Source organism: Clostridioides mangenotii TR (assembly GCF_000498755.1).
GTDB lineage: Bacteria > Bacillota > Clostridia > Peptostreptococcales > Peptostreptococcaceae > Metaclostridioides > Metaclostridioides mangenotii_A.
Window position 1 is genome coordinate 41,050 of record NZ_AXUS01000020.1, and the last position, 18,587, is coordinate 59,636.

16 protein-coding genes and 1 pseudogene are annotated in these 18,587 nt (G+C 31.3%); 7 read left to right on the forward strand and 10 right to left on the reverse strand.

Annotated elements, in window-relative coordinates; all coding sequences use genetic code 11:
• Positions 1-197: 197 nt before the first annotated feature.
• The 4 genes and pseudogenes from T473_RS0111050 to T473_RS16690 form a co-directional block, all read right to left on the reverse strand.
• Entirely contained in the window at positions 198-1,232 is a 1,035-nt protein-coding gene (locus tag T473_RS0111050; RefSeq protein WP_024621962.1) for an ABC transporter substrate-binding protein, read from the reverse strand.
• Between the two features lie 59 nt (positions 1,233-1,291).
• Entirely contained in the window at positions 1,292-1,669 is a 378-nt protein-coding gene (locus tag T473_RS19835) for an ABC transporter ATP-binding protein (RefSeq protein ID WP_330369484.1), read from the reverse strand.
• A gap of 26 nt (positions 1,670-1,695) precedes the next feature.
• Positions 1,696-2,049 carry an ABC transporter ATP-binding protein gene (locus tag T473_RS19840; RefSeq protein ID WP_330369485.1) on the reverse strand — a complete coding sequence of 118 codons (354 nt, stop codon included), beginning with the start codon at positions 2,047-2,049 and terminating at the stop codon, positions 1,696-1,698.
• A gap of 10 nt (positions 2,050-2,059) precedes the next feature.
• Positions 2,060-3,147, reverse strand: a pseudogene (locus T473_RS16690) (FecCD family ABC transporter permease).
• Between the two features lie 274 nt (positions 3,148-3,421).
• On the opposite strand from T473_RS16690, the gene T473_RS0111065 reads away from it, so the two are divergent.
• Together T473_RS0111065 and T473_RS0111070 are read left to right on the forward strand one after the other, a co-directional pair.
• Positions 3,422-4,276, forward strand: coding sequence for a helix-turn-helix domain-containing protein (locus tag T473_RS0111065; protein ID WP_024621963.1), 855 nt, complete (start codon positions 3,422-3,424; stop codon positions 4,274-4,276).
• Between the two features lie 18 nt (positions 4,277-4,294).
• Positions 4,295-5,053, forward strand: a complete 759-nt coding sequence (locus T473_RS0111070; protein WP_024621964.1) for an alpha/beta hydrolase — start codon at positions 4,295-4,297, stop codon at positions 5,051-5,053.
• A 63-nt stretch (positions 5,054-5,116) separates the two neighbouring features.
• Here T473_RS0111070 and hcp read toward each other — a convergent pair whose 3' ends face one another.
• The 6 genes from hcp to T473_RS0111100 all read right to left on the reverse strand — a co-directional run bounded on the left by hcp (position 5,117) and on the right by T473_RS0111100 (position 11,801).
• Complete coding sequence (hcp, locus tag T473_RS0111075; protein ID WP_024621965.1) at positions 5,117-6,775, reverse strand: hydroxylamine reductase; 1,659 nt, start codon at positions 6,773-6,775, stop codon at positions 5,117-5,119.
• A 189-nt stretch (positions 6,776-6,964) separates the two neighbouring features.
• The gene (locus T473_RS0111080; protein ID WP_024621966.1) at positions 6,965-7,972 is read right to left on the reverse strand and encodes an ABC transporter substrate-binding protein; all 1,008 of its coding nucleotides are present in this window, start codon (positions 7,970-7,972) and stop codon (positions 6,965-6,967) included.
• Positions 7,973-8,106: 134 nt separating this feature from the next.
• Positions 8,107-8,862, reverse strand: coding sequence for an ABC transporter ATP-binding protein (locus T473_RS0111085; protein ID WP_024621967.1), 756 nt, complete (start codon positions 8,860-8,862; stop codon positions 8,107-8,109).
• Positions 8,849-9,742, reverse strand: a complete 894-nt coding sequence (locus T473_RS0111090) for an ABC transporter permease (protein WP_024621968.1) — start codon at positions 9,740-9,742, stop codon at positions 8,849-8,851. Before T473_RS0111090 ends, T473_RS0111085 begins: the two co-directional genes overlap by 14 nt.
• 517 nt (positions 9,743-10,259) lie before the next feature.
• The gene (locus T473_RS0111095) at positions 10,260-10,997 is read right to left on the reverse strand and encodes a LytR/AlgR family response regulator transcription factor (protein WP_024621969.1); all 738 of its coding nucleotides are present in this window, start codon (positions 10,995-10,997) and stop codon (positions 10,260-10,262) included.
• A gap of 15 nt (positions 10,998-11,012) precedes the next feature.
• On the reverse strand, positions 11,013-11,801 hold the full coding sequence (locus T473_RS0111100; RefSeq protein WP_242825918.1) for a sensor histidine kinase: 789 nt from the start codon (positions 11,799-11,801) through the stop codon (positions 11,013-11,015).
• 355 nt (positions 11,802-12,156) lie between these two features.
• Here T473_RS0111100 and T473_RS0111105 point away from each other — a divergent pair, with 355 nt between their 5' ends.
• The 5 genes from T473_RS0111105 (at position 12,157) to T473_RS0111125 (ending at position 18,498) form a co-directional block, all read left to right on the forward strand.
• Entirely contained in the window at positions 12,157-14,727 is a 2,571-nt protein-coding gene (locus tag T473_RS0111105) for an ABC transporter permease (protein ID WP_024621971.1), read from the forward strand.
• Positions 14,728-14,738: 11 nt separating this feature from the next.
• Positions 14,739-15,404, forward strand: coding sequence for an ABC transporter ATP-binding protein (locus T473_RS0111110; protein WP_024621972.1), 666 nt, complete (start codon positions 14,739-14,741; stop codon positions 15,402-15,404).
• A 117-nt stretch (positions 15,405-15,521) separates the two neighbouring features.
• Positions 15,522-16,760, forward strand: a complete 1,239-nt coding sequence (locus T473_RS0111115; RefSeq protein ID WP_024621973.1) for a diaminopimelate decarboxylase family protein — start codon at positions 15,522-15,524, stop codon at positions 16,758-16,760.
• 203 nt (positions 16,761-16,963) lie between these two features.
• Entirely contained in the window at positions 16,964-17,899 is a 936-nt protein-coding gene (locus T473_RS0111120) for a TDT family transporter (protein WP_024621974.1), read from the forward strand.
• 116 nt (positions 17,900-18,015) lie between these two features.
• Positions 18,016-18,498 (forward strand): C-GCAxxG-C-C family protein, encoded by a 483-nt coding sequence (locus T473_RS0111125; RefSeq protein WP_024621975.1) that lies wholly within the window; start codon positions 18,016-18,018, stop codon positions 18,496-18,498.
• The last annotated feature ends 89 nt before the right edge of the window (positions 18,499-18,587 follow it).

The following is an 18,587-nucleotide window of genomic DNA, read 5'->3' on the forward strand; positions in this document are numbered from 1 at the left end:
GGTATCGGAAGAGTATGCCGCTAAGTGGGGTCATAACCTAAATGTAGGTGAGTATATAATGTCTTCAATTATTGTGGCTACTAAATAATTTATTTAAAAGTAAACAATTCGTGTGAAAGTAAATAATCCGTGTAAAGTAAATAATTAAATATACTAAATAATGAGCATTAAGCTCATTTTTTTATTTATAAAGAATTTTATTTAAATGTATCAGGGTATAATCCTTTAGCTATTGTTTCTATGCAATCAAAGTTTCTGAAGCTGTAACCCATAAGTTCAGTATACTCAACTTCGATGATGTTTTTGTCTTTGATAGCAGTTACATTTTGAATAAGATTGTTATCTAAAAGAGATTTTACTGCTGTTTCATCGTTGGCAGAATTTTTATTGGCCTTTACATATACTATAGCATCTGGGTTAAGAGAAATTAAGTTCTCGATAGATAGTGAACCGCCCTTGTCAGCTACATTTTTAGCATTTACAGTCTCCAACATTTTAGATTGTAAAGAAGCGTTAGCTCCAAATACACCAAACTGTCCATCATTGTAGTTAACCATAATCATTACATTTTTAGGCTCTGAATTAATATCAGAAATTTTACCTTTTATTTCATCTAATTTTAATTGAAGGTTATCTGCATATTTATTTGCTTTTTCTTGAATATCAAAAATCTTTCCTATATTTCTAATATCTGTGATTATATTTTCCAAAGATTGTTCAGTATTCATTTTACTAGCTAATTGTACATACGTATTTACACCCATGTCGTTAAGAGTAGGGATTGTACCATATGTGTCGTCAGTGAATGATGCAGCTCTTCCTATAACTAAGTCTGGATTGGTACCTAAAACTGATTCTTTAGCAACTTGTCCTTTTTCCGCTACTACAGGAATTGCCTTGTAATCTTTTTCAAATTTATCCATAATTTTATTGTCCAAATCCCCAGTTCCTACAATAGAATCTTTAAGCCCTAAATCTAAAAGCAATTCAGTTGAAGATTGATTGTTTGTAACAACTCTTTTTGGCGCTTCTTTGAAGACTTGATCGTATGTATTGCCATTGTCGTCAAAGGCTTTTATAGTAAGGGGGTAAGTTGTTTTAAGTGAAGCTGTTTCAGATGAAGATGTATTATTTTTCTTCTCATTTTCCTCGCTCTTTGTAGAATTAGCACAACCAGTTAAGATACTTGCAGTTACTAGCATTGTTGTAAAAAGTACTAATGTTTTTTTCATATTAATTTCTCCTTGTAATATATTTAGAAGCATTTAATGCCACTTTGTATTTAATTTATTTAATAGTAAGATATTGAAAGTGTATCAGTTACAGGATTTTTGTATATATAGCTGTCGATATCGTATACACTTTTTATCATTTCAGATGTAACTACATCTTCAGGTGTACCTTGTGTTACTATATTGCCATCCTTTAAAACTATTATTTTATCGCAGTACTGTGCTGCTAAGCTTATATCGTGTAAAGCTGCTAATACACATATACCTAGCTTTTTAACTACATTCATGATTTCAATTTGATACTTTATATCAAGATGGTTAGTAGGTTCATCGAGTATCAAAATTTTAGGCTTTTGGGTTAAAGATCTGGCTAAAATTACACGCTGTTTTTCACCACCTGAAAGAGAGGAAAAGCCCCTATCTGCGTAATTTTCCATGCCGACTTTTTTTAGGGAGTCGATAGCTATATTGTAGTCTCCCTCATTTTCGCTTTGAAGTAGAGATTTATGAGGCTTCTCCCCATCAAGACTACATCTAAGACCTTGAAATCAAAGTTAATATTATTAAACTGACTGACAACTCCTAAGTTTTTTGCGATATCCTTTGGGTTGATTTTCTTCATATCCTGCCCATTTAAAAATACTGAACCAGATGTATATTTTAAAACTCGATAAATAGCTTTTAATAATGTTGATTTTCCACTTCCATTAGGTCCAATTAATCCAACGAATTCACTGTCCTCAACTGAAAAGGTTACATTTTTAATGATTTTCTTAGTAGATATATCTACTTCTAAGTTTTTAACTTGTAAATCCATATCAGGCCTCCTATTTTTCACCGAATCCATAACTTCGTCTAAGCAGTATGTATACAAAGAATGGCGATCCAACCATTGCTGTAATTATACCTATCGAAAGTTCAGAATTAGGAATTATAGTTCTAGCTATTACATCAGCCAGATCATAAATATAGATCCGAGAAGTATCGATATAGGAGTCAGTCTCTTGTGATCAGATCCAACCAACGACCTAGTAATATGCGGTATAATTAAACCAACAAACCCTATGATTCCGCATACAGAAACCAAAACTCCTGTAAGTAGAGAAGTTATTATCATGTACAACCTTCTATAAAATACTAGATTTATTCCAAGTGTAATAGCTGACTCATCACCCATAAGCAACAAGTTGAGGTTTCTAGATTGGAGTAAGAAAAATATGCAACACAATGCCACAACCACTGTTGGAAATAAAATATTTCCCCACTTCGCACCTGCAAGAGATCCCATAGTCCAGAATTTTACTGATTGCATTCCGTCGGCGTTGCTCGCCATTGAGATAATAAAGTTGGATAGGGCATTGCAAAGAGCGTTTACAACAGTCCCTGAAAGAACTAATTTAGCTGATGATATCTTACCTCCAAGTGATGATAATAGTAAAACCATTGTTGCAGAAATAAGAGCTCCTATAAATGCCCAAAATGAAGTTCCGTTTATTGTGAGTAGATTAAAAGATCCTACTCCCAGCATAATCGAAAAAGTTGCCCCTAAAGAAGCTCCAGATGAAATTCCGAGTATATAGGGTTCAGCTAAAGGGTTTTGAACAGTAGCTTGCATTATAGTTCCGCAAAGTGCCAGACCTGCACCAACAATTAGAGCTAGAATAACTCTAGGAAATCTAATCATCCAGACTATATTATAATTTGCATCATTTATAAGAGTAGTTGAATTGCCAATACCAAAGATCTTATTAATTAATATACCGTATGAAACAGATGGATCTATGTTTAAAGAACCTTTGGAAACTGATAATACAACTGAAATCAATAAAAGGATAACAAGAAAAAATAATATTGTGTAAAAAATAATTTTTCTTTGCTGATTCTTCTTAAATGACGCATATTGAATACTTTCCATATATTTCTCCTTTCTTGTGTATACTTAAAGTGTGTATTATAATAATATAAATGATAAGTGTTATCATGTGTAATGGTAAATATTTGATAATGTTTATCATTTACAAGGAATATTATAATATATCGTTAAATAAGTTTGAATAAACAAATCTGTAAAGATGGACAAATATTAAAAAAACATAGACATATATTTAAATACATTTTAATGATAAGTAATAATTAAAAAGTAAGTGGGATTTAAATTATAGATATGATTAATGGAAGGAGTTTATCTGATGAATACGGAAATAAAATATATAAAAAAGCATACTAGCGATCATTCAATTAAAGCACACGATGTGTTAGTTGAATTTAATAATGATCCATATCAAGTAGATAGAGTAGGTTATTTTGTTAAAAAAAGAACTTTAGATAAAAACAGCTATACTACAAATTTATCAGCATTTATATTTCCAATAAGTGGACGAGCAAATATTATATTGGATGATGAAATGTACACAGCCGAGCCAGGTAAATTTTTACATGTATGCCCAAATAAAAAAATATCGTTTGAGGTCTTAGGAAATGAGAATTTTGACCATATTAATATTTATTACACTTCTGATCCTAGGTCTAAAACTTCAAACTATATGAACACTGTGTTTGAAATGAAAGTCGATAATTACGGCGATGTAGTAGATGAGCTAAATGAAATCCTAGATATATCTTATGAATCGGAGCTAATGTCGAGATTTAAGCTACAAATCAGGGTCAACCTATTTTTAAAGGAACTGTTTGAAGGGTTCTCCCATAAGCATTACGACAATGAGAGAGCATTGGTTTCTGCAGTAACAAAGTATATTACTGAAAACTACATGAAGGAAATATCCCTATCTAAGCTTGAAACAGTATTTGGAGTAAAATCAAGTAGAATATCGTATCTGTTTTACAAGTGCACTAAAACTAGACCAATAGACTACTTAATCAAGTACAGAATGAGTGTTGCGAGCCGTCTATTAGAACAAGAGGGGTACTCAGTTAAAAGAGTAGCTGAAGCTGTTGGTTATATAGATGAGTTTTACTTTAGCAGGTTATTTAAGAAAAACTTTGGGATATCTCCAAGTAGGGTGAAAAATAGAAATAAAAATTAGGTTTAAGAGGTGCGGATGATGAGCGGTGAATTGATAGATTTAAAAGAATTTGGAAGAGAGATTTTTGTGTATCTTCCAGAATCATACAATAAAAACGAAGAACACAACAGGAATTATCCTGTTGTGTACGTGCATGATGGAGACACGTTTAGAAAATTATTGTTTGGAATTATGAAAGAAATAGAAAAGGAACAAGATAAAGAAAAAAAATTATATAAAGAGCACATTATAGTGGGGATATCCCCTAAAGATAGATTGAGAGAGTATACTCCGTGGCAAGCACCATCCTTAGTCGAGAAGTTTGAGCCATTTGGAGGTAAAGGGGAGAATTATTTAGACTTTATTGTGGATGAATTAAAACCATTTATTGATAGCAACTTCAATACAAGTACTGAGGTTGAGGATACATCTATGATAGGTTATTCATTAGGTGGTTTAATATCATTATTTTCTATATATAAATACTCTTGTTTCGGAAAAATTGTAAGTATATGTGGATCACAGTGGTTTAAGGGGTGGATAGACTTTATTGAGGAAAATATAATACTAAATGAGAATGTAGAGATTTTTATAATAGCCGGACTTAAAGAGGGAAATAAAAAGTACACAGCTCAAAAAGACATAGCAAAGTATGTTGAAAAGTCCTATAAGGTTTTTAATTCGCAGATTGGTATTTCTAATGTAACACTTGAATGGGATAATTACGGACATAATGAAAATGTGTCTAATAGATATAAACAGGCATTGTTATATTTGGGTAAAAAAGAAGTGCTTTAGTAGAAAAAATGGATACCTCATAATTATTATTATTTATGGGGTATCCATTTTACATTTATATTATTATTGTGCTGGCACTCCTAGACAAGTCGCTAGATCTTTTTCTGGAGTACTTATAGTATTTAAATTGAATGTATCAACTAGATACTGAAGAACATTTGGACTTATAAATGCTGGAAGTGTAGGTCCAAGGTAAATGTCTTTTATACCTAGTGATAGAAGTGCAAGTAAATCAGCTACAGCTTTTTGTTCATACCATGACAATATAATTGAAAGCGGAAGTCCATTTACATCTGTATCAAATGCGTCTGCTAATGCAAGTGCAATCTTAACTGCAGAATACGCATCGTTACATTGCCCTATATCAAGTAGTCTTGGTAGTCCTGCAACTTCTCCAAAGTCTAGTTTGTTGAATCTGTATTTACCACAGGCAAGTGTAAGTATTATACAGTCTTTTGGAACCTGTTTTGCAAAGTCAGTATAATAGTTTCTTCCGGCTCTGGCACCGTCACATCCTCCGATTAAGAAGAAGTGCTTTAATTTGCCTGATTTAACCGCATCTATTATAGCTGGTGCATTGCTAAGTGTTGCCTCGTGACCAAATCCAACTAGTATTTCGTGTGGCTCTTGATCCTCATTGTATCCACCAAGTTCTAGTGCTTTTTCAATTATTTCAGAGAAATCTTTTTCTCCATTTTCTGATTTACCAATATATTTTAGTCCGTCCCAACCTACGACACTAGTTGTAAAGATTCTATCTTTGTATGAATCTCTTGGCTTCATAAGGCAGTTAGTCGTCATAAGAACACATCCAGGTATATTATCGAATTCTTTTTGTTGATCTTGCCAAGCTCCACCAAAGTTACCTGCTAAATGTTTGTATTTATTTAGTTCAGGATATCCATGACATGGAATCATTTCACCGTGAGTGTATATGTTTATACCTTTACCTTCAGTCTGTTTAAGTATCATTTCTAAGTCTTTAAGATCGTGACCAGATACTACTATAAATGGACCTTTTTTTAGCTTTACATTTACTTTTTGAGGTTTTGGATTTTTGTAAGTAGTAGTGTTAGCTTCATCAAGTTTTTGTATACAGGCTACTGCTATTTCACCAGTTTTCATTGTAAATGTTATAAGATCCTCTAGTGCCATATCATCGTCTATAATTGCTTTTAAGGCTCTAAAGTAAAATTCATCAACTTGATCGCTATAAAATCCTAATGCTCTAGCTTGGTGGCTGTAAGCACTCATTCCCTTAAGACCATATAGAATTGTCTGTCTCAGTGAACGTATGTCTGCATCCAAATTTTGGTCAAACATTATACCGGCTCTTATAGAATCTTCTAGCATCTGATTTCTGTTTTCGCTTAAATCGTAACTTGCATATTCATTGTCACTTAATGATTCACCGCTTTTTTCTCTTAGACTTTGTTTGATCTCATGAGATTTTCTAAGCATTTTTTCGTGTGCATCGCCATCGAAGTTTACATTTGTAAGAGTAGTGAATAAGCTATTTTCTACAAATGATACGATATCTTTGTCTATTTTCTCGCCCTTTTCTATCAGCAACATCGCATACGACGAAATACCTTTTAGTTGATATATTAATAAATCCTGCATGCAAGCTATGTCTGGAGTTTTACCACAAACCCCTACTTTTGTACATCCTTTACCACCAGCAGTTTGTTCACACTGGTAACAAAACATTGAATTCTCCATATAAATAACCTTCCTTTTTGAAACAATTTATTTACATATAAGTATTTCCAATAGTTTTATATTTTATAAGCAGATTAAACATATTTATAGAATTAGTTACTTTGAGTTATGAATAATGGCCCTTATTATAAAAATAACTCTATATTTATAGATTAATAAGCTGTCATAAATTATAAATTGATTGTAAAGTTAATTATTATTTTGAGTTTTAATGTACACGATATTATCGTCTTTAGGTTTATCTAGTGAAAGAGCTTTTAGAGTGTCTTCATTAACTATAATTTGAGTTTCATCGAGTGTAGTAACAGGTATGTTGGATATTTTCTCGCCCTTTAATACTTTAATCGCAAGTTCTCCAGATTTGTACCCCAATTTTTCGTAGTCGATACCTTGGCAAGCAAGAGCACCGCTAGAGACAGAACCATCTTCAGAGGCTATCACTGGGATTTTATTGCTATTAGCTATTTTGGAAACTATTGGCATAGAAGAAACTATTAAGTTATCTGTTGGAACATAAATTACATCAATCTTGCCAGCTAAGCTAGACATAGCTTGATTAACTTCATTTGAAGACGACACACCTTTTTCAACAACTGTGTAGTTGTTATTTTCTGCGTATTCTTTTAGGTTATCAACCTGAATCTTAGAATTTACTTCGCTGGTATTGTAAAGAACACCTATTGTTTTAGCTTCTGGTACAAATATTTTTATAAGCTCTAAGTTTTTATCAATAGATATATAGTCTGATGTTCCAGAAACATTTCCTCCTGGTTTTTCTAAAGATTTTACCAAACCGGCTTCAATTGGGTCTGTTACAGCTGTTATCATTATCGGTATATCCTTAGTCGCATTATAAGCTGCCTGTGCTGATGGAGTAGAAATAGCATAGATCAAATCTTTTTTATCAGATGCAAATTTAGACGCTATAGTCTGTGTTGTAGGTATGCTATTTTGTGCATTTTGGTAATCTATTTTAATATTTTCTCCATCTTTGTAGCCATTGTCCTCGAGAGCTTTAACAAAACCTTCCCTAGTTTTGTCTAGAGAGGGATGCTCTACAAGTTGTGTAATACCTATTGTCTGGACTTTATTAGCTTCTCCTTTTTTATTTGAAGAATTATTTGAACATCCCGACAGCATTGAAATACCAAGTGACCCAGCTAGAATTAGACTTGCTATTTTTTTTGATTTTTTCATAATATTATCCTCCTAGATTTTATTTAGATTTAGAATTAAATTTTTAAAATGTGAATATAAAAATGTATTTAAAGATTTCGTTTTCGATATCATTCACGATCTCATTTAGAATAATTATTTAAATTTAATATATTTTAAACAGCGTATTCGAATTTGCTTAGTATTTCTTCGATAGTTATTTTTCTCTTTTCTTCACCACTTATATCTAAAACAACCTCGCCTTTGTGGAGCATAATGAGTCTATTTCCGTATTCGATAGCATGTTTTAGATTGTGGGTTACCATAAGTGTCGTTATGTGTTTTTCCTTAACAATTTTATCTGTAAGCTCTATGATTTCGTTTGATGTCTTTGGATCGAGTGCTGCTGTGTGCTCATCTAAAAGTAGCAGTTTTGGATTTGTGATACTAGACATTATCAGAGATAGAGCTTGCCTCTGACCACCTGACAAATACCTAACCTCTACATCTAAAAATCTCTTTAAATCGAGAGAGACACCTTCTAGCAATTTTTCAATAGTATCTGTTTTATGTCTAAGACATTTTTTTAAGTTAAGAAGCTTTCCCTTGTTGAGAGCTAGAGAAATATTTTCTCTTACTGTCATAGATGGGCAAGTTCCCATGCCAGGATCTTGAAAAACTCGGCTAATTATCTGGGTCTTTTTGTACTCTGGAAAACTCGTTAGGTTATCTCCATCCAAAATTATATCTCCACAAGTTTCTTTTAAAAATCCAGAAATTATATTTAAAAGAGTAGATTTACCAGTTCCGTTACTTCCTATTATACTTACAAAATCACCCTTATCTACATCCAGGGAAATGTCTTCAAATATTGTATTTGGATCTCCGTATGGATTTGGGAAAGTTTTTGAGATATTTCTAATTTGCAACATCTACAACACCTCTTTTCTCAATTTTTTTTGATTTTCTTTGTTTACTTGAAAATGTTCCTGAATTACCTATTGTTAAGAACAGTACTATTACAACTGATGTTATAAGTTTTAGATTATCAGCTGAAACTAGACCGAAGTTTATAGCCAGATATATTGTAAACTGGTAGATAAATGCTCCGATTATTATCGATGTAGTAGCTTTTATTGCCACGATTTCTTTAAATAGAGACATTCCGATAATTATTGAAGCTATTCCGAGTACCAATGTTCCTATGCCCATATTCACATCTGAGAACCCTTGGAACTGTGCAAATAATCCACCTGAAAGAGCGATTAATCCATTAGATATCATAAGACCTAGGGATTTGATTCTATCTATATTTACTCCCAGTGACTTTATCATCTGTGGATTGTCACCAACTCCTTTTAAAGTGTAGCCAAGACCAGTTTTTAAGAATAAATCGAGTATTATTTTACAAGCGATTGCAAATGTTATTGCAAGCATTAAAGGTGATAATTTACTGTTAAATAGGTTATGGTATGTGAACAACGGAATATTTGATTTTCCCATTATTCCAAGATTTATAGAGTAGAGCATACCCATAACCAAAATTCCTGATAGTAGGTTGCTAATCTTAAACCTTATGTGTAACACACTTGTAACAAGTCCAGCGACAAGTCCACAGGTAAATGCTAAAATAGTTCCTATTATTGGTGACATACCGCTTGAAAGAGATACTGCAATAACAGCTCCACCGAGAGAGAAGCTACCATCTGCTGTCATATCTGGAAAATCTAAAATCTTGTAAGATATATAGACTCCAATTGCCATTATCGATAAAATTAAACTTTGAATGAGTACTGATACAATTCCTGTCATAAATTTAAACACTCCCTTGAAATTTGGATACAAAAAAAGCCACACGGTGCACCATGCGGCTTAAAAATTTATACAGCCACATAGCATAACTTTCACGTGGCTTGATTTTAGATACAAAAAAAGCCACACAGTAGTCCGTGTGACTTTATATATAGTAATAATGAACCCTATAAACAAATAGCCAACACAGATACAATCCCGAAAATTTGATAAGTCATAAGGGGCTTGTATCTATGTCATATTTTTTTCAAAATAATAACTTAGTTACAAACCCAATAGAAATTGGCTATTAAAACTAAATCGTGCTTGTTTGTTTATTAAAGTATTCATAATTACCCTCCATTCGTATTTTTAAATATTATTTTGGCAAAATTGTGTTGCCTTTTTTGGTTAAGATTTATTATAATCTAGAAAAAATTATAAGTCAATAAAAAAATATAAAAAAATATGTATATTGTAAATTTTCTCACAATTAAAAGATGTCAATTATTTTTTATGATTGCTGAAAAATCAATATCTAAAACTTCTTGGTTCTGTAAAATCTGTACAAAAATTCTTTTTCTAAAGCTTTACTTAAAGTAGCGCTCTCTTGAACGTTTATAAATCGTATTTCTAGGGAGTTTTTGTTTATGGGAATTACTTTATGTATGAGTTTTAAATTGACTATATAGTTTTTATGAGTTGCAAAAAAGTTAGGAGGAAGTCTTTTTGAAAGCTCATCGAAGTTCTCATAAAACTTAACAATATCCTCATCTCTATTGTATAAATTCACTGCTCTAGCTTTTTTCTCAAACATAACTATTTCATCGAAGTTTATCATGTGAATCTGTTTTCTAATTTTGTACACAAATAAACTGTCTTCAATAATACTGCTTTCAGCTATTTTATGTGAATTTATATGGTCGATAGCAATATTTAAAGAGTCGAGTATTTTTTCTTTAGTAAATGGCTTTACGATAAAATCTATAGGATGTACTTTAAAGCTCTCTAAGCTGTAATCAGAAAATCCAGTTACAAATATTATATGTACATCTTTGTCTAAAGATTTGATTTCCTTAGCGGCATCGATTCCATTTTTATGTGGCATATCAATATCTATTATCAGCAAATCTATCTTTTCGTACTTAATAAATTCTATAGCTTTTAGTCCGTCATCGACTTTTTTTACATAGTCTATTAGTCCAGATTCTTTTATTATATTTTCTATATCGTCTCTTACTGCTTTATCATCATCGCAAACTAAAACTTTAATCATAATGCCTCCATAATATTAGATGTATTTCGGAATCAAGATAGTGAATTCAGTTAAGAATTCATCGCTATTTACAAAAATATAGTATCCGTATCTTTCTAGAATATTTTTTGTAGCAAAAAGCCCATAACCCCTATCTTTACCGTCCTTTGTAGAAAATCCCTCTTCAAAAATACCCTTTGTATTGTAAATCTTAGGTCCGTTATTTTTTATAGAAATAACGTACTGAAATTCATCCTCGTATATAAAAATTTTAATGTATTTATTCTCTTTTGTAACAGTCGACAGGGCATCAATAGCATTGTCGATTATGTTAATAAGTACTGAGCTCATTTCATTTGGTGGTATACTTAAATTATCTATAAAATCTTGTATGTACATATCGAATTTTATGTTTTTCAGTAAACATTCTTCATATTTCAAAGCAGCTATAGCATCAATATATGACACATTTCCGTAACGTGACTTTTGAGTCTTAAAGCTATTTGATATATTTTTTATGTAATCTTTAGCATCGTCAATCAGGTCGGTGTTAATTAGAGAAAAGACAACTTGAAGGTGTTTTAAATAGTCGTGTTTTTGACTTCTAAGTTTTGCTATAATATTGTCCTTATGCTTTAGCTTATTTTCTTGCTTTTCTAGGTTAAAATCTTGTTTGTTTAAATTTTCAAGAAGAGATAGAAATTTAAATCCTATATATATGCACATAAAAATTGAGATTATTGTAAGTATAGTTAAAAATTGACCGATAAAAAATAAATTCCCTCTAAACACATCAAAAATATAATTGTAAATTTTGGAAAACAAAATGGTAGCCACTATCGAGATGGTGGCGCTAAAACAAGCTTTTTTCATAAAACTAAAATTCTTAAAAAATATAAATTTGTTTGATATAAGTCCGACAATAATAAATAAAGCTAATGTCAATAAAGGATATCCAAGCGTGTTGATAACCGTCACCTCCTCTTTTATTTGATAGTTGAATTATATCATTTATAAAATAATAAGTAAAAAGTGGAAATCTACAAAGACAGTGTAGTTTATTGAGTATAGTTGGGGGATTTGATACAAAGAAGTTATATAATCTAGCAAATAGCAAGTTTGATAAAATTTTTTTTGGTTTATATAATTAAGTTAAATATTAGGAAAGGATTTGAGGCGAATGAAGAACGATTTAAATCTCGTGTTTAAGTATATAAAGAGCTACAAAGCAAGGTCTATAGCCATTATATTGAGTATCGTTATGGGAACAGCGCTTATAGTAGGGGTAGGTACTTTGGCGAGAAGTGCTCAGCAGGCTGATTTAGACTGGATGAAGAGGGAGTCTGGAATATATCATGTAAGCTTTAGGGACATAAATAAAGAGCAAGTTAAAATTATAAAAAACAGTAAGGATATAAAGAGTGTAGGTATAAATTCCTATTATGCTTCTACCGATATAGGAGAAAAACTGCCGATTAATTTTGTCCAAGCTGATAAAAACTATTTAAATAGTGATTCAAAAATAGTTAAGGGAAAATTTCCACAAAAAAACAATGAAATTGCTGTGGAATCTTGGATATTAAATAGCATGGGTCTAGAGCCTAAACTAAATCAAGAAATTACTTTTAAGTTATATAAAAAGGATAAACCAGAAACTTTTAAAGTTGTAGGCATTTTACAGGATAGATATAAAGATAAAAGTGTTGGACGATGTGAAATATTTTTGCCTTTAGACAAAGAAAATCTAAACAAGATGACTGTTAATGTTGAGTTTTATGAAAAGACAGATATTAGGAAAAATATAAATGATATTTCGAAGGAAATTATGATAAAAAATCCTGATAAAAATATAGGGTTAAATAAAATGCTGATTTCATCTGTTGAAAATAATGGAAGTATAGACCGTGAAAGTAAAAATACAGCAATTATGGTGAGTATATTTGCAGGGTTAGTAGTTTATAGTATTTTCGGTATTTCTGTTTTCCAAAGACTAAGAGATTATGGAATGTTAAGAGCTCTTGGTTACACGAATATAAAAGTATTTAGATTAATTTTATTGGAATTGTTAACTCTTAGCGCCATCGCAATTCCAATAGGATTATTAGTTGGAATGGGATGTAGCCAAATATTCAATATAATGTCTGGAAATATAGCACTTGAAGGTGATTTAAAAACAACGCCTTTTATTGTACCTGTTAATGTAATACTTTTATCTATAGGATGTATTTTATTTATAAATATATTTACAAGCGTAATCACATATTTACGAATAAGAAAGATTTCTCCCGTTGAGGCGATAAGAAAGGATTTTAATTCAAATAAAAAAATTAAAGTTGGAAAGCTAATAGCATTCTTAGGTAAAAAATTGCCTATATTAAACTCGATATCTCTTAAAAATATACTTAGAAATAAGGTAAGTTTTGTAATGATAATTTTGTCAATTAGTGTAGCAGGTCTTATGATTATAAAGCAGGATTATGCGTTTTCTGGAGGAGATGAAGTAAGGAAGGAACAAAAGAAAATAACTTTATTCAACGGAGACTTTGTTTTAAGTGCTAATGGATCTATAGATAAAAGCCAAGGTATTGACAATAAGTCTATTGATGAAATAAGTAAAATCGAAGGCATAAAAGAGGTAAAAACGGCAAAAGTACTGTATTCTAGAATGACAATTGATAGAGATAAAATCTTAAATATGGATTTCTACAATATTGAATCATCATACGGATATGTAAAGGATGTATTAAACGGATTGATACTTAAAGATGGCAATAAAAAACAAATAACTATTAAGCAAAAATTAAAAGGCTTTGATAAAAATATGTTAAACTCATTAAACGATTATTTAGTCGAAGGAAATATTGATACAAATAAAATGAAAGACAGCAATACTGCAGTTGTATATATACCACATGCAACTGAGATTCATGAAGATTATTACAGCGTTGGCAGTAAGAAATATGGAAAACCTATAGTAGACATAAAAATAGGCGATATTGTAAAGGTAAAAGTGCCAATAGGAAAAATAGATATGCAGAAGTATTGGAAAGGTGAGGAAAACTATAAATACAATGAATATGAGTTTAAAGTTGGAGCAATAGTTGATTACCCTTATGCAGATGATGGATTTTATACAGGTGACAATGGTGTAGATGTCATTGTAAGTAACACTTACTTTAAGAGCATTACTGGTATAGATAATTATGATGTTGTGTTTGCAGATATGAAGGAGGGAGCAGATCACAAAGCCATTAATAAGCAAATAGGGAAGATCGGAAGTAAAAATATAGGAACAAGTACTATGGATATGGTAGAGGATAAAATAAAGAGCGAAAAAATGGAACAAAAATTAATGCTATATAATTATGGAATAGTAGCTGTTATTTTTATAATAAGTATATTTAATATTTTCAATAGTGTTAGTTACAATATACTATCTAGAACAAATGAATTTGGAATGTTAAGAGCTGTTGGAACAACTGAAGAAAATTTTATAAAAATGATAGCGTTTGAAGGAATAATTTATGGAATTGTTTCAAGTATGTTTGTGATAATTGGTGGATTAATAATTCAAAGCCGTATGTATAAAACCTATGGATTTGAGGGATTCGGATTAGACTTCACAGTTAATTACAAAATATATTTAAGCGTTATAGCATTAAATGTAATAATAGGACTACTTGCAACATACATACCAGCCAGAAAAATCAAAAAAGTCGATATAGTAGAATCTATAAATATTGTAGAATAGGGGGAAAAACTATGAACATATTAGAAACCATAAATCTAAGTAAAATATACGGGAAAAAAGAAACAGCAGTTAGAGCATTAAAGGATGCGAACCTAAACGTAGAAAAAGGCGAGTTCGTCGCAATAGTAGGACCGAGCGGAAGCGGAAAAAGTACATTTCTTCATTTGGTAGGAGGGCTTGAAAGACCGAGCTCGGGAACAATAAAAGTGGACGGGAGAGATATATGTTGCCTTTCAGATAAAGAACTGGCTAAGTATAGAAGGCAAAAGGTAGGTTTCATATTTCAACAGTACAACTTGATACCAGTTTTAAATGTAAGAGAAAATATAGAACTTCCACTTAAGTTGGACAACAAGCCTATAGACAATGATTATCTGGATGAAATTATAACTACACTAGGATTGGAAGATAGACAAGATCACTTGCCAAATCAGCTGTCAGGTGGTCAACAACAAAGGGTAGCCATTGCAAGGGCATTGTCTGCAAAACCAAGCTTAATACTGGCAGATGAGCCTACTGGAAATTTAGATTCAAAGACAACGCAAGAAGTTGTCGAGTTGCTTAAAATATCGATAAAAAAATACAATCAGACTTTAATTATGATTACTCATAACGAAAGCATTTCAGGTAATGCTGATAAAGTGGTAAACATAATAGATGGACAACTCATTCTTTAATATATAAAGAACAGATAGATTTGAATAAGGATAGCAGACGAGATTATTAATTAAAATATTACTTTATAGGTTTAGCTATGGTAAAATTACTGTAACTTTGAATAAAGGGGTGAAGTAATGTTTAACAAGCAGGTTATTTTAAATAAAGCGAAAGAATACAATAGCTTCTATCTTTACGATGAAAATATTATATTGGAGTATACACAGCGTCTTAAAAATAATTTTCCACAGGTACAGTTTTTGTATTCAATAAAAAGTAATTCACACAATCACGTTATTAAAACAGTATTTTCTCAGGGGTTTGGTGCAGATGCGGCTAGTCTTGGTGAGGTTCAAATAAGTAGTGAATATGGTCTATCAAAGGAAGAGATATACTATTCTGCCCCTGGAAAAACTGATCACGATATAGTAAATTCTATGGAAAAATCAGTTATTATAGCTGATAGTTTGTCTGAAATAGAGAGAATAGATAAGATCGCTGAAGAAAAAAATACGGTTGTAGAAATAGGCGTGAGAATTAATCCTAATTTTACATTTTATTCTAGTAGCGGTGTGCCTTCAAAATTTGGAATAGATGAAGAAGATATTTATCATAAGCTTGAGTGGTTAAAAGGTCTTAATGGAGTAAAGATAGTTGGATTACACGTTCACTCACGTAGCCAGGAGCTAGATGTTGAAGTAATGAAAGAATACTATAGAAAGGTGTTCGATTTATCATTTAGAGTTCAAGAAAAGTTAGGTATTCAACTTAAGTTTATTAATTTAGGCTCAGGACTAGGGATCCCTTATACTAAACAGGATGAAGAGCTGGATACTAAAAAGCTGGGAATAGAAACTTCTGAGATGTTGTATAAGTTTAAAGGGAAGCTATCAGGAACAAAAATTTACATTGAAACAGGTCGTTATGCAGTATGCAAAAGTGGTGTTTATGCAACTAAGGTACTAGATATAAAGACTTCTTTTGGAAAGAAATTTGTGATTCTTGATAATACACTAAATGGTTTCATAAGACCTTCTATAGCAAATATGATAACGAGTTACTCAAAAGATGAAAGCCCATGTGCAAATGAACCATTGTTTACACAAAAAAATGCCTTTGAGTTTATTGTATTAAATAATAAAGTAGAAACTAAATCAGTAGATGACTCGGAGATCGAAACCGTAACGCTAGTTGGAAATCTTTGCACATCTACTGATGTTATTGCAGATAATATATATTTACCAAAAGTAAATGTAGGAGATATTGTAGTGGTTACAAATGCTGGGAGCTATGCAGCTGCATTATCCCCTATGCAATTTGCTACTATGAATCCACCAAAACAGCTATTTTTAACTCGAAATGGGGATATTATATAAAACAAAAATTGAAAGAAACTTAGTATAATAAATATAAATAATAATATTTTCGACAAAACCACACCTATAGATTTTAACGATAATGTATTGTAGTATATAGCAATTTACTATAATACATTATTTTTTGCTTATTTCGACTTTATATTAATCCAATTTGTTATAATTTAAACGTAAACTAAATTAAAAAAATAAGGAGGTATGAATTGAACTTATTAAAGAAATATCCAATTCCTATGGCAGGTTTAATACTATCAATTTTTGCTTTAGGAAACCTGCTTCAATCCTACGGAGATTCAATTAGAAATGTTATTGGAATTATAGGATTTATTTTATATGCGATTTATGTTTTGAAGCTGATAGTGCTTCAAAAGGGAGTTAAGGAGCAATTAGAAAATCCTTTGATTGGAAGCGTATTTCTTACAATTACAATGGCGACAATGTTATTTGCTACATATATAAAGCCATTTTCACCGACAATAGGACTTGTAGTTTGGTGGATTGGAGTCGTAGGGCATCTAGTGCTTATGATTTTATTTAGTAAGAAATTCTTAACTGGCTTCTCAATAAAGAAAGTATTCCCATCTTGGTTCATTGTTTATGTTGGTATTGTTGTTGCAAGTGTAACAGCACCAATGTTTGAACAAATTACAGTTGGAAAAATTGCATTTTGGTTTGGTTTTATAACCTATTTAATACTTATTCCGATTATTTTAATGAGAATTTGGGTTGTAAAAGAGATGCCGGAACCTACTCTACCTACGATAATTATATTAGCGGCACCAGGATCGTTGTTATTGGCTGGATATATTAACAGTTTTGATAGTAAAATCATGGGGATTGTATACTTACTTTTTGCTTTCTCAATTGTATTTTATCTTATAGCTTTAGCTTATTTGCCAAGATTATTAAAGCTGAAATTCTATCCGAGTTTTTCAAGTTTTACGTTCCCTATGGTTATTAGTGCCATTGCAACAAAACAACTTAATGGATATTTAATTAAAGCAGGTAATGAAATAAGTTGGCTTGTATACATTGTTAAAGCGCAGGAAATTATAGCGATTTGTTTAGTATTGTATGTATTTGTTTTATATATGTTGAGTTTGATGAAAACTGAAAAAGCAGTGGAAAGCAAGGCATAAATAGTAAATAGCTTGTATACAAAAGACAGGTTACAAAATATTGAGAATATGAAGATATACAAAATAAAAAGAAATAAATATAAATATAATGAAAAAGATTATGAGGAGGAAATAAAATGGAAGCAAATGCAGTATGTTCAAAAGATAAATACCTAGAGGAAGTGAAAAACACTGCTGAGGGATACTTTAAAAGAGGGGAATTCTTTTGTTCTGAAGCTGTTTTACAAACATTAAACGATGCACTAGGACAACCTTTTAGCCCAGAAATAACTAGAATGGCATCAAGTTTTCCAATAGGTTTAGGTAAAGCTCAATGTCTTTGTGGAGCAGTATCTGGTGGAGAAATGGCTCTTGGTATTGTTTATGGAAGAGTACATGGTGAAGCTATGGACCCTAAAATGTTTGAATTTTCGAAGGATCTTCACGACTTTGTAAAAAAAGAGTACGGATCAACATGTTGTAGAGTAATAACTAAAAAGTGGAATGGAGATAACTTTATGTCTCCTGAGAGAAAAGAGCACTGTATAAAAATTACAGGTGAAGTTGCTGAGTGGGTTGCGGATAAACTTATCGATGATGGAAAAATGGAAATAAAGTAAGACTTTTCAAATAAAGCTGTCCTAAGTTTTGTGTATATTTTATGTATACAAAAAACTTAGGACAGCTTTATTATTAATACAGATAAAAT

Coding starts and splice junctions, on each gene's coding strand:
- T473_RS0111125 (WP_024621975.1), top strand. CDS start 18,016: ATGGAAGCAAATGCAGTATGTTCAAAAGATAAATACCTAGAGGAAGTG.
- T473_RS19840 (WP_330369485.1), bottom strand. CDS start 2,049: ATGGATTTACAAGTTAAAAACTTAGAAGTAGATATATCTACTAAGAAA.
- T473_RS0111070 (WP_024621964.1), top strand. CDS start 4,295: ATGAGCGGTGAATTGATAGATTTAAAAGAATTTGGAAGAGAGATTTTT.
- T473_RS0111110 (WP_024621972.1), top strand. CDS start 14,739: ATGAACATATTAGAAACCATAAATCTAAGTAAAATATACGGGAAAAAA.
- T473_RS0111080 (WP_024621966.1), bottom strand. CDS start 7,972: ATGAAAAAATCAAAAAAAATAGCAAGTCTAATTCTAGCTGGGTCACTT.
- T473_RS19835 (WP_330369484.1), bottom strand. CDS start 1,669: ATGGAAAATTACGCAGATAGGGGCTTTTCCTCTCTTTCAGGTGGTGAA.
- T473_RS0111115 (WP_024621973.1), top strand. CDS start 15,522: ATGTTTAACAAGCAGGTTATTTTAAATAAAGCGAAAGAATACAATAGC.
- T473_RS0111065 (WP_024621963.1), top strand. CDS start 3,422: ATGAATACGGAAATAAAATATATAAAAAAGCATACTAGCGATCATTCA.
- hcp (WP_024621965.1), bottom strand. CDS start 6,775: ATGGAGAATTCAATGTTTTGTTACCAGTGTGAACAAACTGCTGGTGGT.
- T473_RS0111095 (WP_024621969.1), bottom strand. CDS start 10,997: ATGATTAAAGTTTTAGTTTGCGATGATGATAAAGCAGTAAGAGACGAT.
- T473_RS0111090 (WP_024621968.1), bottom strand. CDS start 9,742: ATGACAGGAATTGTATCAGTACTCATTCAAAGTTTAATTTTATCGATA.
- T473_RS0111085 (WP_024621967.1), bottom strand. CDS start 8,862: ATGTTGCAAATTAGAAATATCTCAAAAACTTTCCCAAATCCATACGGA.
- T473_RS0111105 (WP_024621971.1), top strand. CDS start 12,157: ATGAAGAACGATTTAAATCTCGTGTTTAAGTATATAAAGAGCTACAAA.
- T473_RS0111050 (WP_024621962.1), bottom strand. CDS start 1,232: ATGAAAAAAACATTAGTACTTTTTACAACAATGCTAGTAACTGCAAGT.